The following is a 15526-nucleotide window of genomic DNA, read 5'->3' as shown; positions in this document are numbered from 1 at the left end:
GAGGGGATCCGGCGGCACGTCCTTTTCCTCACGGTGCGGGAGCCCGCGGAGGGCCGGGGCGACGCGGCCGCCTCAGGAGAAGCGGCGGCCCTCGTCGCGGCGGTAGGCCCAGACGGCCAGCGCCCCGGCCACCACGGTCCACACCGCGAGCATGGCCAGGGGAAGCGCCCGGGGCGCGGGCCCGCCGACCGCGGCCCAGACCAGCTCGGCCCCGCCCCGGGTGGGCAGGAAGGGGGCGACGGCCGCGATGAAGGCGGGCGGGTCCGTCGGGCTCATCAGCAGGCCGCCGCCCACCGCCATCGGCAGCAGCACGAGCTGGACGACCGCGATCGCGGCCTTGGCCGGCAGCAGGTAGCCGACGAACAGGCCGATCAGGGTGAACGGGATCGACGCGACGAGCAGCGCGCCCAGGCCGAGCAGCAGCTGCGCCGGGGTCACGGTCGCCTCGGTGAGCGTGGCGGCGATGACGAGCACCGGCAGGATGCCGAGCAGCGTCATGATCAGCCCGTTGAGGATGTTGGACCCGAACCTCGGCCACGGGCCCGCCGGGAGGGTGCGCGTGTACGGGTCCCACGGCTGGGCGCGGTCGTCGGCGACCCCGAGGCCGTGCGTGAACAGGGCGGTGGACATCACCGAGAACGTCATCATCGACCCGGTGGCGAGGGTGGCCACGAGCGGGTCGTCCCCGGCGAACGGGACGACGAAGAACAGCATCGAGGCCGACGGGAAGAAGGTGTTGCCGACCACCGCGATCGGGACCCGGATGGTCTCCAGGAACCGGTACTTGGTGTGGGTCAGGAGGAGCGACATGGGGGCGTCCCTTTCTCGGGAGCGTGCGAGCCGGGGAGGGGCCGGCGGGGTGGCGCGGCGGGGGAGCGAGGGAACCGTGGCCGGGCCCGCGGAGGGGGTCAGGCCGCCTGGGGCTCGTGGGCGGTGATGGTCAGGAACGCCTCCTCCAGGGAGGTGGGACGGATCTCCAGCCCGGTGAAGGGGACGTCGGCCCGGACCAGTGCCCGGACCAGCGCGTCGGCGTCGGCGGTGAGCAGCAGGACGCGGGAGCCGTCCCGCTCGGCGCGTACGACGCCGGGCAGGTCGGGCAGCTCCCCGGCGGTCAGCGTGACGTGGCGCATCCCGGCGATGTCCCGGACCGCCGCCACGGTGTCGTCGGCCAGGACCCTGCCCCGGTCGACCACCACGACCCGCTCGGCCAGCGCCTCGACCTCCTCCAGGTAGTGGCTGGTGAGCACCACGGTGCCCCCGCCGGCGTGGAAGTCCCGGACGGCGTCCCACAGCGCCCGGCGCGCCTCGACGTCCAGGCCGGTGGTCGGCTCGTCGAGGAAGACCAGCCGCGGGTTCCCGGCGAAGGCCAGCGCCACCGCGAGCCGCCGCTTCTGGCCGCCCGACAGCCCGCCGATCTGCCGGCGCTCCATCCCGGTCAGCCCGAACCGCTCCAGCAGCTCCCCGCGGGCGGCGCCGCGCGGGTAGTGGGCGGTGACGAAGTCGACCACCTCGCGGACCCGCAGGGTCGACGGCAGCCCGGTCTCCTGCGGGGTGACGCCGATGTCGCGGCGCCGTACGGGGTCGGCGGGGGAGCCGCCGAACAGCTCGACCCGGCCCGAGTGGGGCCTGCGCAGCCCGGCGAACAGGTTGATCAGGGTGGACTTGCCGGCGCCGTTGGGGCCGAGCAGTCCGACCAGTTCGCCCCGGCGGATGTCGAGCGACACCCCGTCCAGGGCCGTCACGCTGCCGTAGCGGCGGGTGACCTCGATGGCGCGCGCCAGCGTCTCCATCATGGGGCCTTTCATGTCGTAGGGGGGAGTCGGGGAGGTGCGTCAGCCGTCGGCGGGGGGCGACGCGGCGTCGAGAAGCGAGCGGATCTCGGCGGTGTAGTCCTCGAAGGCCAGGCGGCCCCGCCGGGTGAGGGCGACGTAGGTGACGGGGGTGCGGCCCCGGTGGGTCTTGGTGATCTCCACGTATCCGGCGTCCTCCAGCTTGCCGAGGTGCACCGAGAGGTTGCCGGCCGTCATGCCGAGGAGGTCGCGCAGGCCGGGGAAGGTGACGGTGTCGCCCTCGCGCAGGGCGTTGAGCGTGGCGACCACCCGCAGCCGGGCCGGCGCGTGGATCACCGGGTCGAGGCCGGAGGTCACCGGCGCCTCGCCCTGCGCAGCAGCAGGCCGGCCACGATCGATCCACCCCCGCCGCCCGCAGCCATCAGCAGCGCGTGCCAGCCGGGGCCGGCCATCACGCCGGCCGCGTTGAGCACGGCCATGCCGACCCCGAAGAGGAACATCGTCCGCTCGTGCCAGACGGCGCCGCCCGCCACGTAGAGCATGGCGACCGTCATCATGGACAGGCCGGCCCACAGCAGGCCGGTCTCGGCCTCGGGAAGCTGCTGGCCGAACCGGATGCCCACCGTCCACACCCCGAGGAAGCCCAGGGCCCAGGACAGGCCGTACATCGTGCCGCGTTCCTGGGACGGCCCGCGCACCGGGCTGCGCAGCTGCCACATGGTGGCCGCGCTGATCACCAGCGCGGCCACCATCAGCACCCACAGCACCGTCAGGGCCGCCCAGGCCGGCACCGGCGCGTACGGCCTGCCGAACAGGCCGTAGTGCAGGAACAGCGCGCCGTATCCGGCCAGCCAGGCCACTCCCCAGGCCAGGAAGTGCGGCACCGGGTCGGGGACGAACCGCTCGGCGGCGGCCGTCTCCTGCTGCTCGATGAGCCGGAGCATCTCCTGCGGGCTCAGCGCCCGCTCGTCGTCGTCCACGGTGCCCCTTCAAGGGATAAACAAGTTTGTGACGCAAACCTTGTGGTTTGAACTGTAAACCGGATTGCGTCGCAAACTCAACTCCCGTGGCCGGATTCGCCGGGAAGATCCGGCCGGGTGCCTCAGCGGCGGGAGACCATCTCCTCCGACCGCCACAGGTCGCCGTAGTAGCCGGGGACGCCCACCAGCTCGTCGTGGGTGCCGCGCTGCGTCACCCGGCCGTTCTCCAGGACGACGATCTCGTCGACCTGCTCCAGCCCGTGCAGGCGGTGCGTGACCAGCAGCGTCGTACGGCCCCGCGTGGCGTCCAGCAGGTCGGCCATGAGCGCCTCGGCCGTCTCGGTGTCCAGCGCCTCGGCGGGCTCGTCCAGCAGCAGCACCGGCGGGTCGTGCAGCAGGGCCCGCGCCAGCGCCAGTCGCTGGAGCTGCCCGCCGGACACCGTCCGGGCGTCCTCGCCGAGGACGGTGTCCCAGCCGGTCCGCTCCACCCACCGGTCCAGGCGGGCCCGCCGTACCGCCTCCGCCAGCTCGTCCGGGCCGGCCTCGGGGCCGGCCAGCAGCAGGTTGTCGCGCAGCGACGCCCGGAACACGTACGGGTCCTGGGTGAGGCCCGTCATCACCGCGCGGACGTCGTCGGAGGCCAGCTCGCGGATGTCGGTCCCGTTCAGCCGGACCACGCCGGACTCCGGCTCCACCAGGCGCATCAGGGCCGAGAGCAGCGTGCTCTTGCCGGCCCCGCTGGGGCCGACCAGGGCGACGCGCCTGCCGGGGGTGAGGGTCAGGCTGACGCCGTCGAGCGCGGGGGCGCGGCCGTCGCCGTGCCGGACCACCAGGCCGGAGACCTCGACGGCCGGCGGGCCCGCCGGGACGGGGCGGGGCCGGGCCGGCTCGGCGACGGCCGGCGGGGTCGCGCGGATCTCCCGCAGACGGCGCAGGGCGGCCAGCACCCCGGTCAGCCGCTCCCCGGCCGCGGCCATCGGCAGCACCGGCTCGAACGCCACCAGCGCGGTCAGCGCGAGCACCGCCGTGGCGACCGGGCCCGTCCCGGCGCCCCGGGCGACCAGCACGACGGCCAGCACGGTGAGGCCCTGGGTGAGCACGCCCGCACCGGTGGCCAGCGCGTTCCCCCGCGCCTGGCGGCGCTCCAGCCGGGCCAGACGGGCGTCCGCCTCGGCGCAGGCCGAGAGCGCCCGGTCCCCGGCGCCGTAGGCCGCGAGGTCGGCCGAGCCGTGCACCAGGTCGGCGACCCGGGCGGCCAGGTCGGCGCGGGCCGGGGCGATCCGCTCCGCCCAGCGGCGCGCCGCGGCGGCGGTGCCGGCCGGGATCAGCGCCCCGGCCACCGCCAGCCCGGCCAGCAGCGCCAGGGCCGCCGCCGGGAGCAGGAACGCGGCGAGCACCACGGCGGCGAGCGTGGTCACCAGCGCCGCCGCCGCCGGGAGCAGGACGCGCACCAGCAGGTCCTGGGCGGCGTCGGTGTCGTCCACCATCCGGCTGAGCAGGTCCGCGCCGCGCCGTCCGGGCAGCCCGGCGGGGATGAGCGCCTCGTAGAGCCGCTCCCGGGTCGTGGCCTGGGCGCGCAGCGCCACGTCGTGCCCGGCCAGACGCTCGCCGTAGCGCAGGACGCCCCGGGTGGTCGCGAACGCCCGCACCCCCACGATCGCCACGCTCAACGCGGCCAGCGGCGGCTGCTCGGCCGCCCGGGTGATCAGCCACGCCGCCGAGCCGATCAGCCCGAGCCCGGCGAGCTCCGCCGCCGCGCCGGCCGCCGCGGCCAGGGCCAGCCGCCTGCCGGGCCGTACCGGCGCCTTCGCCCGGACGGCGGTCCCCCCGCCGGCCCGCACCGTCGCGGTGTCCTCCAGAGACGCGGTCCCTCCGGTCCGCGCCGTGGCGACCGTGCCTCCCCGGCCCGTGCCTCCCCGGCCCGTGCCTCCCCGGCCCGTGCCTCCCCGGTCCGTGTCGTCCCGGTCCACCGCCGCGTCCTCCCGCTCCTCGTCCCGCCGGCTCATCGCGCCTCCCCGGCCGGGGCGGCGGCCACCACGCGCCCGTCGGCGATCCTGATCACCCGGTCGGCGACGTCGATCATCGCGGGCCGGTGGGCCACGATCACCGCGGTGCGGCCCTCGGCCAGCTCCCGGGTCGCGGCCACCACGGCGGCCTCGCTGCGGCCGTCGAGCCGGGCCGTCGGCTCGTCGAGCAGCAGCAGGCCGGCCGACGGGCGGCAGAACGCCCGGGCGAGCGCGACCCGCTGGCGCTGCCCGGCCGACAGGTTCGCCCCGCGCTCGCCCAGCACCGTGCCGTAGCCCTCGGGCAGCGCGGAGACGAACTCGTCGGCGTGCGCGGCGCGGGCCGCGGCCCGGACCTCGGCGTCCGTCGCGCCGGGGGCGCCGAGCCGGATGTTGTCGGCCACGGACGCGGCGAACAGGTGCGGCCGCTGCGGCACGAACGCCAGCCGGGCCCGCCAGGCGTCGAGCCCCATGAGCCCTGGAAGCCCCGCCGGTTCCGCGCGGCTCCCGTCTTCCGCGAGCTCCGCAGGCTCACCGGCCCGGGGCTCGCGGAGCCCGTGGAGTTCGACGCCGTCCACGAGGACCCGGCCCGAGACGGGCTCGACGAACCCGAGCAGCAGGTGCAGCAGCGTGCTCTTGCCCGCACCGCTCTCACCGACCAGCGCGACCCGCTCGCCGGGCGCGATCACCAGCGAGACGTCCTCCAACGCCGCGTCCTCGCGGCCCGGGTAGCGCACGGTGACGTTCTCCAGCCGGATCTCCGGCGCCGCGCCGCCGTACACGCCGTTCCCCGCTCTCGCACGGTCCATCGCGCCCGCGCCGGTCACCGTACCGATGGCCGCGCCGTCCCCGGAGCCCGCGCCGGCCGCCGGGCGCTGCTCCGCCCGCCCCTCCGCCGGGGGATCGGCCCGCTCGTCCAGTACGGCGAACGCCTCGTCGGCCGCGGCGACCCCCTCCATGGCCGCGTGGAACTTGTTGCCCATGACGCGCAGCGGAAGATAAGCCTCCGGCGCCAGCAGCAGCACCAGCAGCGCGGCCGAGAGGTCCAGCGACCCCGACAGCAGCCGCAGGCCCACCGGCACGGCGACCAGCGCCAGCGACAGCGACGCCGCCAGCTCCAGCACCAGCGACGACAGGAACGCCACCCGCAGGGTGCGCATCGTCGCGGCGCGGTGGGCGTCGGCCACCCTCGCGATCACCTCGGCCTGGTAGCGGGCCCGGCCGAAGGCCCGCAGCGTGGGCAGGCCCCGGACCACGTCCAGGAAGTGGCCGCCGAGCCGGGCGAGGGCCCGCCACTGCCGCTCGGTGACGGCCTTGGTGTGCATGCCGACCAGCGCGCCGAAGATCGGGATGAGCGGCACCGTGACCAGCACGATCAGCGCGCTGGTCAGGTCGGCGGCGAACAGCCGGACCAGTACGGCGACCGGCACCACGCCGGCCACCGCGACCGCGGGGAGGTATCCCGACAGGTAGGGGTCGAGGGCGTCCAGGCCGCGGCCGGTGAGCGTGACCAGCTCGCCGGAGCGGTGGGCGGCCAGCCGGGCCGGGCCCATGTCGCGCAGCCTGCCCAGCAGCCGGTGGCGCAGCGCGGTCTTCACCCCCGCGACGGTGCGCCCGGCGGCCACGCCCTGCAACAGGCCGAGCGCCGCGCGGGCCGCGACGACCAGCGCCAGCAGCCCCAGCGCGGAGGTGGCGAACCGCCCGGACAGCACCCCGGCGAGCAGTTCCGCCTGGGCGAGGACGAGCAGCCCGGCGAGGACCGCCGCGGCCAGGCAGAGGGCCAGGTGCCCGCGGACGGCCCGCTCGCCGCGCGCCAGCCGTAGGAGATCCTTGTGCATGGAAACCTTAGAAGAGCGACGCTAGAAGAACGACGGCATCCGGTCGGCGGCGCTCCGGGGACCGAAGGCGCGCCACACCCATACTTGCGCACCGACCATCAGGGGTGTGAACGGCAGGATTATGACACTGAGCACACCCAGCGTCCCGGCCGGCGCGGCGCGCTCCAGCAGCCACGGGGCGGTCGCCGCGGCCACCGCCGCGGCCGGCGCGGCGGCCACGCACGCCGACACCAGCAGCGCCCTTCCGGTACGGCGCGAGCCGGTCGGGCCGTCCGGCAGCCGCCAGGAGGCGAACGTCCAGCCGTGGAAGGCGAACGCCGCGGCCACCAGCAGCCCGGCGCCGAGGCCGGGCAGCCCGACCGCGGGCCCGGACAGGCCGCCGGCGATCGCCGCCAGCGCCATGCCCCAGCTCAGCGCCAGGCCCGCCGAACCGGCGAAGATCGCCCAGTCCCAGGCCGCCCGCCAGGCGGAGCCGTCGAGGCGGCGGCGGAACCACAGGCCGGCGTCGCGCACGATCCACGACAGGAGCAGGGTGACCACCAGCGGGTAGAGGCCGAACAGGGCCTCGCCCTCGGCCGCGGGGAAGGCGCCGAACAGCACGCCCGCCACCGCCACCAGCCACACCTCATTGGCCAGCACGAACGGCGCCATGGCGGCGACGATCCGGTCGCGGTCCCGGGAGGTACGGCCCAGCACGGGCAGCAGCAGGCCGAGGCCGATGTCGAAGCCTTCCAGGGCGAAGTAGCCGATCAGCAGCAGGGCGAGCACGCCCAGCCAGAGGATGTCCATGTGCCTTCCCGGGGGTCAGAGGCTCAGCGCGGGCGCGCGCTCGGCCGGATCGGCCGGGCCGGGGGCGCCGAGGGCGACGGAGGAGGGGCCGCGCCGTACGGCGCGGGCGATCAGGAGGTAGTCGACGACGGCCAGCAGGCCCAGCACGCCGGCGAACCCGATGAGCGAGGCCGTGACCATGCCGGGGGTGAGGCCGGGGGACATGGCGTCGGCGACGGTCAGCCTCTTGTTGATCAGCCACGGCTGGCGGCCGACCTCGCGGGCCAGCCAGCCGAAGATCGCGGCGAGGAACGGCAGCGGGGTCATCGCCATCAGCAGGGGCTGCGCCCACCGCCAGCGCGGCAGCCAGTACACGGCGGGCAGCAGCACGAAGGCGAGCAGGAGCTGGAGCGTCTGGCCGATGAGGATCATCAGGCCGAGTCCCATCCCGGCCAGCGGCTCGGCGCTGAACTTGCCCGGCTGGTACTGGCCGAGCATGCCGAACTGGGCGTAGCCGAAGCCGACCGTGACGAGCGAGCCGACGGACGCGACGATCACGCCGAACCGGAGCGAGCCGGTGAAGAACTCCCGGTCGGCGGTGCGCCGGAACAGGTGGTAGGCGCTGGCGCCCATCATCACGAAACCGCCGGCCCACAGGGCCGCGCCGATGACGTGGGGCAGGGACATGGCCAGCGCCGGGTTGGTCAGCAGCGCCCCGAAGTCGGTCAGCACCAGCCGGCCGCCCCGCTCCACGGCGCCGACCGGGTTCTGCAGGAACGAGTTGGCCGCCATGATCCACAGTGCGGAGGCGTAGGCGGTCAGCGTCACCAGCCAGATGCAGGCCACGTGGAGCCACTTCGGCAGCCGGTGCCAGCCGAAGATCCACAGGCCCAGGAACGTGGACTCCAGGAAGAACGCGCCGAGCGTCTCGATGGCCAGCGGCGCGCCGAAGACGTCGCCCGCGTAGTGCGACAGGCCGCTCCAGCTCAGGCCGAACTGGAACTCCATCACCAGCCCCGTGAAGATCCCCAGGGCGTAGTTGATCACGTAGATCTGGCCCCAGAACCGGGTCCGGCGCTCGTGGAGCGGCCTGCCGGTCAGTGCGTACCGCGTGTGCATGATCGCGACCAGGGGGGCCAGGCCGAGGGTCAGCACGACGAACAGGAAGTGCAGGCTTCCCGTCACGGCGAACTGGGTCCGGGCCAGGTCGAGCACGTCCACGATCTCACCTCCGTCACATCTCTTGTTGTGTCTGTCTACCTATAGACACTCTACATGTAGCACGCCTACATGTAGGATGCCTATTCGAGAGGTAGGGTGACGAGAGTGAGCGAGCGAGCCGACAAGAGCGACGGCGCGAGGGCCGTGCCTCCCTCGCGTCCCACGCCTTCCGTCTGTCCCGCGCGTCCCGCCGGGGAGAAGACCGGGGAGGCCATGTGAACACCGACGCCCTCCGCGGACACATGGACGCTCTGCTGCTGTCGGTGCTGGAGGACGAGCCCCTGCACGGTTACGCGATCATCGAGGCGCTCCAGGAGCGCAGCGGGGGCGCGCTGAACGTGCCGACCGGCACCGTCTACCCGGCGCTGCGCCGCCTGGAGCAGGCCGGATACCTCGCCAGCGAATGGGCCGTCGTGGGCGGGCGCAAACGGCGCACCTACCGGCTGACCTCCTCCGGCCGCACCGCCCTGGCCGGGGAGCGCTCCGCCTGGCGCGCGTTCACCGGCGCGATCGGCAGCGTCCTGGAACCCCGCGGCACCCGCTGACCCGCGACCCGCCGTACGGCGTGACGGTCCCGTGGAACGGCGGGCCGTACGGTTCCGCGGTGCGCGCGGGCGTGCCGCCGGCCGGAACGCGACGCGGCCCGCACCCCCCTTCCCGAGGGGGCGCGGGCCGCGCGGTGTTCCGGCGTCGGGGCGTCACTTGATGGACCCGGCCGTGAGGCCGCCCACCACCTTCCGTTCGATCAGCGCGAACAGGATGATGACCGGGATCGTCGCGATCACCGATCCGGCGAACAGGTTCTGCCAGTCCACCTCGTACTGGCCGATGAACGAGTTGAGCGCCACGGTCAGCGGCTGCCGCTCCGGCGTGGTGGTCAGCGTCAGGGCGACCACGAACTCGTTCCACGCGGCGATGAACGTGAAGATCAGCGCGGTGACCACCCCGGGCGCCGCGAGCGGCAGCGTGATCCGGAACAGCGCGCCGAACCGGCCGTTGCCGTCGATGAACGCCGCCTCCTCCAGCTCGCGCGGGATCGAGGAGAAGTAGGCGTGGAGGATCCACACCGCGAAGGCGAGGTTGAAGCCCCCGTTGACCAGGATCAGCGACCAGATCGAGTCGACCATGCCGAACTGGAAGAACTCCCGGTAGATGCCGACCAGCATCGCGGTCGGCTGGAACATCTGGGTGATCAGCACCAGCATCAGGAACGCCATGCGGCCCCGGAAGGCGTGCCGGGCGGTGTAGTAGGCCGCGGGCAGCGCCACCAGCAGCACCAGGACCGTCGAGCCCGCGGCGACCTGCAGCGTGACCAGCAGGTTGCCCGCCAGTCCGCCGGACCAGAAGGCGGTGAAGTTCTCCCAGGCGAAGACGCTCGGCAGGTAGGACGCCTTGAGCAGCTCCCCCTGCGGGCGCAGCGCGGTGAGCACCATCTCCAGGTAGGGGAAGAGGAAGATGAACGCGATCAGGTACGCCGTCGCCGCGACGAGCACCGTCCTGATCCTCGGGAGCCGTCGCGCGGGGGCCCGGGACGCGGTACGGCCGGCGGTCGCGCCCGCCGCCGGGCGCGCGGCTTCGGTGGTGGTCATCGAATCTCCCTGGAACGCGGAGCCCTCGCCGCCGGACGTGCGGCCTCGATGGCGGACATGTCAGGACACCTCGGTCTTCCACTTGCTGACCCTGAGGAAGATCGCCACCAGGACGATCACCATGCCGAAGTTCACCACGGACATGGCGGCCGACTCGCCGATGTCGGTTCCCTTGAGGATGTACATGAAGATCGTGGACGTGGCCGTCGAGTAACCCGGCTGGCCGTGGGTCATCGCCCAGATGATCGGGAAGCTGTTGAAGACGTTCATCACGTTGATGAGCGTCGCCACGGTCAGCGCCGGCCGCAGCAGCGGCAGCGTGATCGACCAGTAGATCCGCGGCCGCGACGCGCCGTCCATCCGCGCCGCCTCATAGACGTCGACCGGGATCGTGGCCAGCCCGGCCAGGAGCGCGTAGGTGGTGAACGGCAACGACACGAACACCGCCACGGCCACCAGCCACGGCATCGCCGTCGAGGCCCGGCCGAGCGGGTCGGCGTCCACGCCGCCCAGCGCGTCGAGCAGGCCGAGGTCGTGCAGGATCATGTTGATCAGGCCGACCTCGGGGTCGAGCATCCACTTGAAGATGATCGCGGTCATCAGCACCGACGCGGCCCAGGGCGCGATCATCGCCCAGCGGGCGATCCGGCGGCCGGGGAAGCGCTGGTTGAACAACTGGGCCAGGGCGAGCGAGATGAGGACGGTGAGGGTGACCACCGCCACCACCCACACCAGGCTCCGGAACATCACCCCGCCGAAGTCGGGTTCGTCGAACAGCTTGGTGTAGTTGTCCAGCCCGTTGGAGCCCTGGGTCACGCCGAACCGGCTGATCTTCAGGAACGACGACTGGATCATCGTGACGACCGGCCACACGACCACCACGCCGATCAGCACCACCGCCGGGCCGATCCAGGGCAGCGGGCTGAGCGCGCGGATCACCCGTTTCAGGGTGGATGTCTGCTGCATAGCTTTCGCTTTCTAACAGGGGTGCGGGCTCGCCGTGTCGATGGCGCTCACGCCCCTCGCGAAAGACGAGCTCGCGAGGGGCGCGTCGGCGACTGGACTGACGAGTGCCGGGAGCGTGGCGACCAGAGTGAGGAGGGAAGGAGCCGGCTCCTGGCGCCCCGAGCCGCGGCGCGCAGCGCCGCCATCAACCTCGCGAGGGGCGCGTCGGCGACTGGACTGACGAGTGCCGGGAGCGTGGCGACCAGAGTGAGGAGGGAAGGAGCCGGCTCCTGGCGCCCCGAGCCGCGGCGCGCAGCGCCGCCATCAACACAGCACAACTAGCCGGCGTCGGCGACCTTCTGGATCGCGCCGAGCACCTGGGCGGGGTCACCGGTGACGGCGTTGCCGACCGTCTGCTTCATCTGCGTGTTCACCTCGGACCACTTGGGGTCGGTGAACGGGTAGAAGGTGGCGTTGGGCAGCGCGGTGAGGAACGGCTTGAGCTTCTCGTCGGAGGAGAGCTTCTCGATGCCCGACGTGGTCACCGGCAGCAGCTTGTAGGTGTCGCTGATCTTCTGCACGGCCGAGGAGGAGTAGAAGAAGTCGAAGAACTTCTTGATCTCCTCCTTGTGGCCGTTCTTGTTGAAGGCCATGATCCAGTCCATGACGCCGAGGGTGGTGTCCAGCGGGCCGGTCTTGCCGGCGATCGGGGTCACACCGAAGTTCGTCAGGCCGCCCTTCTCGAAGATCGGGATGGACATGGGGCCGCCGTTGACCATGCCGACCTTGCCCGCGGCGAAGTCCTCCCAGACCTTCTTGCGGTCCTTGGTGCCGGGGTTGGGCGTGGTGAGGCCGGCGTCGACCATGCCCTTGAGGAAGGTGAACGCCTCGATGTTCTGCGGGGAGTTCACCGTCCACTTGCCGGAGGCGTCCTTGTAGCCGCCGCCGTTGCCCATGAACCACAGGAACGACTCGGCCTGCGCCTCCTCCTGGCCGAGCGGCAGGCCGAACGGCTGGGACACCCCGGCCTTCTTCAGCTTCTCGGCGTCGGCCTTGAGCTCGTCCCAGGTCTTGGGCGGGTCGGAGATCCCGGCCTTGGCGAAGAGGTCCTTGTTGTAGAACAGGGCGCGGGCGGAGGAGACGAACGGGATGCCGTAGGCGGTGCCGTCCACCTTGCCGTAGTCGGCGAACTTCGTCAGCAGGTCGGACTGCGTCTGGGGGGAGAGGACCTCGTCGGTCTTGTACAGCAGGCCGTCCTTGACGAAGCCGGAGTAGTCGCCGGTCTGCAGGATGTCGGGCACCTGCCCGTTCTGCACCATGGTCGCGACCTGCTTGTCGATGTCGTTCCAGTTGATGACCTGGACATCGACCTTGATCTTGGGGTTGGCGGCCTGGAACTCGTCGACGACGCCCTTCCAGAACTTGTCGCCGCCGTCCGGCGAGCTGGGACCGCCGCCGTAGTCGGCGGCGACGAGCTTCAGCGTCACCGAACCGTCGGCCGCCTTCTCGCCGCCGCCGCCCTCGCCGCCGCCCGAGCCGCAGGCGGACAGGGCCAGCGCGGCCGCCAGGCCGGCGCCGGCCACGCCGATGATCCTCTTGTTCATGTCATACCACCTTGGAAATGGGGGGCTGGTCCGTACCGGCTGGGAGGTGCGAGCAGGCGCCCCTCGCGTACGGCTCCGCCAAGGTAAACCGGAACCGGGGGGCCGGTCTATACCAGCAAGTATCGAATTCACAACGAGGCGGTACGGCCACGCCGACTGGTCTATACCGGAGAGGCTCGCCGGGCGAGGGGTCGGCGTGAGGCGGAGCGCGACCGGGCGGGCCACTCGGCGGGCCCGGACGAGCGCTCGTGTCTCAGGAGTGCGGCCGAGATCCCATCCGGCGGTCCCCATGGCGGCCGGCCATGACGGCATCTTGCCGGGACGGGGCGCCTCGTTTGACGCGAAGAGGTGCTTCCCGCACACTGAAAAAGCCATACGGGACGCACCGTCCCGTTTTCTGGCGCCGATGATCGGGCCGCGCGGGGACGCGGCGGAAGTCTGCGAGGAGAGTGACCGGTGATGGACGCCGATGTGGTCGTTGTGGGGGCCGGGCCGACCGGCCTCATGCTGGCGATCGAACTGCGCTTGGCCGGGGTGCGGCCGCTGGTGCTGGAACGGCACCCGCACCGCCGCGACACCCCCAAGGCCGGTGGCCTCGGCGGGCAGATCCTGGAGCTGCTGCGCTACCGGGGCCTGCTGGAACGGTTCCAGGTGGCCTGCCCCGGCCCCGTCCCGGCGCCCCGGTTCCCGTTCGGCGGGGTGCACCTGGACTTCACCCATCTGGCGGATCCCCCGATGCACGCGCTGCCGCTGCCGCAGCAGCTGCTGGAGCGGCTGCTCGACGAACGCGCCGCCGAACTCGGCGTCGAAATCCGCCGCGGGAACGAGGTGACCGGGGTGAGCCAGGACGACGCCGCGGTGACCGTGGACGTGCGCGGCCCGGACGGTCCGTACCGGGTGAGCGCCCGCCACCTGGTGGGGTGCGACGGCGCGCGCAGCAGGGTCCGGGACCGGGCCGGCATTCCGTTCCCCGGCGTCACCTATCCGGAGGTCAACCGGCTGGCCCAGGTCACCCTGCCCGACACGGTGACCGTACTGGACAACGGCGATCTCGACGTCCCCGGCTTCGGCACCGTCCACGCGGGGTTCACCCGCACCGACCGGGGCCTCTTCGGGCTCGGCTCCTCGCCCGGCGCCCGGAGCGTCTCCCTCTACACCATCGAGGACGAGAGCGTCGAGTACGACGACGACGTTCCGATGACGCTGAACGAACTGCAGGACAGCGTCCACCGCGTGCTCGGCGCGCACCTGCCCCTGGCCGGATCGACACGGCTGTCGCGCTTCACCTTCAAGGCCCGCCAGGCCGAGCGCTACCGGGCCGGGCGCATCATGGTGGCCGGTGACGCGGCGCACCTGTTTCCCGCCACCGGGGTGGCGCTCAACGCCGGCCTGCTGGACGCGGTCAACCTGGCCTGGAAGCTGGCCGCCGACGTTCACGGCTGGGCGCCGCCCGGCCTGCTGGACACCTACCACGCCGAACGCCATCTCGCCGGTGCCCGCACCATGCTGCACACCCGGGCCCAGGTGGCGCTGCGGCGCGGGCACGACGCGGCCGCCGAGGCGCTGCGGGAGGTGTTCTCCGAACTGCTGCTCGACGAGCAGCCGCTGCGCCGCATGGGAGCGCTCGTCGCCGGAACCGACATCCGCTACCCCATGCCCGGCTCGGGCCTCCACCCGCTGGCCGGAACCTTCGCCCCCGACCTCACCCTGCACACCGACCGGGGCGTCACCGGCGTCGCCGAACTCCTGCACCCCGCCCGGCCCGTCCTCCTCGACCTCGCCGGCCGCCCGGACCTGCGCGAGACCGCCCGCGAGTGGGAGCGGCGCGTCGATGTCCACACCGCCAAGACCGATGACCGCCCGGCCGACGTCCTGCTGATCCGCCCGGACGCCCACATCGCCTGGGCCGCGGCCGTCGACGAACCCGCCGAAACCGCCGCGCCCGCGCTGCGCGAAGCGCTCTCCGGCTGGTTCGGCACGCCCTGAAACGGTCGCCCCGCGGCCGTCCGGCGGGTGGCGGCGACGCCATCCGCCGCGGTGCGGGCGCGCGGGCGTGACCGGCGGACGTGGCCGGGTGTGTGATCAGGCGGCGGTGAGGCGGCGCCGGGTGACGCTCATGCACCGCACCGCGCCGTACAGCTGCACGAGCGCCAGCGCGTCGCTCACCAGCGTGGCGGCCGTCCCGTAGCCGGTGAGGCCGGCCGAGTTGTACGAGCCGTACGTCAGCGCCAGCGACAGCACGCCGATCGTCGGCAGCATGACCCAGACCAGAGTGGCGAGTGACCGGACGACGAGCCGCGGCCGGCGGATCCTGCGCAGCCCCCGGCCGAGCGCGAACAGCGCGAGCCCGCCGGCCACGCCGACGGCCACCTGGATGAGGTCCACGGCACGGGCGACCGGCCCGAACCACCCCGGCCTGGAGGCGTAGCCGGCCAGGTCACCGGGGAAGAACTTCCAGATCATGCTCCACATGAGGCAGGTGAGCGGCACGCTGACGAAGAGCAGGGCGGCCAGCCTGCGGCCCGCCGAGACCGCAAGCTGCTCCTGGTAGGCCGGGGCGATCTCGCCGATCTCGCCGAACTCCTCGACGGCGACCCGCTCGGCCTCGGCCCGGTCCAGACCGCCGTCCTCCAGCGCCTCGGCGGTGTCGGTCAGGCTGTCGCGCGCCTCGGTGACCATGTCCCGCTTGGGGCCGGACGGGCCCTTGAGGGCGCGGCCGAGCCGGGTCACGTAGTCGTCGATGACTCCGGCGTTCGCCATCCTTGCTCCATCGTGGTCTTCGGTGCGT

The 15526-nt window shown here is 73.2% G+C and carries 14 protein-coding genes; 2 read left to right on the top strand and 12 right to left on the bottom strand.

Going from position 1 to position 15526, the window contains the following annotated elements; translation table 11 throughout:
* Window positions 1-72 precede the first annotated feature (72 nt).
* From HDA43_RS02785 to HDA43_RS02750, 8 genes are all read right to left on the bottom strand, one after another.
* Entirely contained in the window at window positions 73-810 is a 738-nt protein-coding gene (locus HDA43_RS02785) for an ABC transporter permease (RefSeq protein WP_179818158.1), read from the bottom strand.
* Window positions 811-908: 98 nt separating this feature from the next.
* Window positions 909-1793: an ABC transporter ATP-binding protein gene (locus HDA43_RS02780; protein WP_246423892.1), complete on the bottom strand. Its 885-nt coding sequence runs from the start codon at window positions 1791-1793 to the stop codon at window positions 909-911.
* Window positions 1794-1832: 39 nt separating this feature from the next.
* On the bottom strand, window positions 1833-2147 hold the full coding sequence (locus tag HDA43_RS36265; protein WP_179818157.1) for a winged helix-turn-helix domain-containing protein: 315 nt from the start codon (window positions 2145-2147) through the stop codon (window positions 1833-1835).
* Window positions 2144-2770, bottom strand: a complete 627-nt coding sequence (locus HDA43_RS36260; RefSeq protein ID WP_179818156.1) for a transporter — start codon at window positions 2768-2770, stop codon at window positions 2144-2146. Before HDA43_RS36260 ends, HDA43_RS36265 begins: the two co-directional genes overlap by 4 nt.
* A 122-nt stretch (window positions 2771-2892) precedes the next feature.
* On the bottom strand, window positions 2893-4776 hold the full coding sequence (cydC, locus tag HDA43_RS02765; protein ID WP_246423891.1) for a thiol reductant ABC exporter subunit CydC: 1884 nt from the start codon (window positions 4774-4776) through the stop codon (window positions 2893-2895).
* Complete coding sequence (locus tag HDA43_RS02760) at window positions 4773-6611, bottom strand: ABC transporter ATP-binding protein/permease (protein WP_179818155.1); 1839 nt, start codon at window positions 6609-6611, stop codon at window positions 4773-4775. The genes cydC and HDA43_RS02760 overlap by 4 nt, the downstream gene beginning before the upstream one ends.
* Window positions 6612-6632: 21 nt before the next feature.
* Window positions 6633-7400: a cytochrome d ubiquinol oxidase subunit II gene (locus HDA43_RS02755; protein WP_179818154.1), complete on the bottom strand. Its 768-nt coding sequence runs from the start codon at window positions 7398-7400 to the stop codon at window positions 6633-6635.
* Between the two features lie 15 nt (window positions 7401-7415).
* Window positions 7416-8600, bottom strand: a complete 1185-nt coding sequence (locus HDA43_RS02750; RefSeq protein ID WP_179818153.1) for a cytochrome ubiquinol oxidase subunit I — start codon at window positions 8598-8600, stop codon at window positions 7416-7418.
* Window positions 8601-8815: 215 nt separating this feature from the next.
* Here HDA43_RS02750 and HDA43_RS02745 point away from each other — a divergent pair, with 215 nt between their 5' ends.
* Window positions 8816-9145 carry a PadR family transcriptional regulator gene (locus HDA43_RS02745; RefSeq protein ID WP_179818152.1) on the top strand — a complete coding sequence of 110 codons (330 nt, stop codon included), beginning with the start codon at window positions 8816-8818 and terminating at the stop codon, window positions 9143-9145.
* A 153-nt stretch (window positions 9146-9298) separates the two neighbouring features.
* Here HDA43_RS02745 and HDA43_RS02740 read toward each other — a convergent pair whose 3' ends face one another.
* From HDA43_RS02740 to HDA43_RS02730, 3 genes are all read right to left on the bottom strand, one after another.
* A complete protein-coding gene (locus HDA43_RS02740; protein ID WP_179818151.1) occupies window positions 9299-10189 on the bottom strand; it encodes a carbohydrate ABC transporter permease in 891 nt (296 codons plus the stop codon).
* A 60-nt stretch (window positions 10190-10249) separates the two neighbouring features.
* Window positions 10250-11155 (bottom strand): carbohydrate ABC transporter permease, encoded by a 906-nt coding sequence (locus HDA43_RS02735; protein WP_179818150.1) that lies wholly within the window; start codon window positions 11153-11155, stop codon window positions 10250-10252.
* A gap of 317 nt (window positions 11156-11472) precedes the next feature.
* Entirely contained in the window at window positions 11473-12738 is a 1266-nt protein-coding gene (locus HDA43_RS02730; RefSeq protein WP_179818149.1) for an extracellular solute-binding protein, read from the bottom strand.
* A gap of 459 nt (window positions 12739-13197) precedes the next feature.
* Here HDA43_RS02730 and HDA43_RS02725 point away from each other — a divergent pair, with 459 nt between their 5' ends.
* The gene (locus tag HDA43_RS02725) at window positions 13198-14724 is read left to right on the top strand and encodes an FAD-dependent monooxygenase (protein WP_179818148.1); all 1527 of its coding nucleotides are present in this window, start codon (window positions 13198-13200) and stop codon (window positions 14722-14724) included.
* A gap of 96 nt (window positions 14725-14820) precedes the next feature.
* Here the strand turns inward: HDA43_RS02725 and HDA43_RS02720 are convergent, their stop codons facing one another.
* The gene (locus HDA43_RS02720; RefSeq protein WP_179818147.1) at window positions 14821-15498 is read right to left on the bottom strand and encodes a permease prefix domain 1-containing protein; all 678 of its coding nucleotides are present in this window, start codon (window positions 15496-15498) and stop codon (window positions 14821-14823) included.
* Window positions 15499-15526: the final 28 nt, after the last annotated feature.

This window comes from Streptosporangium sandarakinum (genome assembly GCF_013409935.1).
GTDB lineage: Bacteria > Actinomycetota > Actinomycetes > Streptosporangiales > Streptosporangiaceae > Streptosporangium > Streptosporangium nondiastaticum.
The sequence above is the reverse complement of the archived record's forward strand: the minus strand, read 5'-3'. Positions and strand labels throughout refer to the sequence as shown.

Bases quoted from the DNA above. Each gene is read 5' to 3' on its own strand.
- cydC (WP_246423891.1), bottom strand. From the start codon at position 4,776: ATGAGCCGGCGGGACGAGGAGCGGGAGGACGCGGCGGTGGACCGGGAC.
- HDA43_RS02720 (WP_179818147.1), bottom strand. From the start codon at position 15,498: ATGGCGAACGCCGGAGTCATCGACGACTACGTGACCCGGCTCGGCCGC.
- HDA43_RS02780 (WP_246423892.1), bottom strand. From the start codon at position 1,793: ATGATGGAGACGCTGGCGCGCGCCATCGAGGTCACCCGCCGCTACGGC.
- HDA43_RS02730 (WP_179818149.1), bottom strand. From the start codon at position 12,738: ATGAACAAGAGGATCATCGGCGTGGCCGGCGCCGGCCTGGCGGCCGCG.
- HDA43_RS02755 (WP_179818154.1), bottom strand. From the start codon at position 7,400: ATGGACATCCTCTGGCTGGGCGTGCTCGCCCTGCTGCTGATCGGCTAC.
- HDA43_RS02735 (WP_179818150.1), bottom strand. From the start codon at position 11,155: ATGCAGCAGACATCCACCCTGAAACGGGTGATCCGCGCGCTCAGCCCG.
- HDA43_RS02760 (WP_179818155.1), bottom strand. From the start codon at position 6,611: ATGCACAAGGATCTCCTACGGCTGGCGCGCGGCGAGCGGGCCGTCCGC.
- HDA43_RS02785 (WP_179818158.1), bottom strand. From the start codon at position 810: ATGTCGCTCCTCCTGACCCACACCAAGTACCGGTTCCTGGAGACCATC.
- HDA43_RS02725 (WP_179818148.1), top strand. From the start codon at position 13,198: ATGGACGCCGATGTGGTCGTTGTGGGGGCCGGGCCGACCGGCCTCATG.
- HDA43_RS02740 (WP_179818151.1), bottom strand. From the start codon at position 10,189: ATGACCACCACCGAAGCCGCGCGCCCGGCGGCGGGCGCGACCGCCGGC.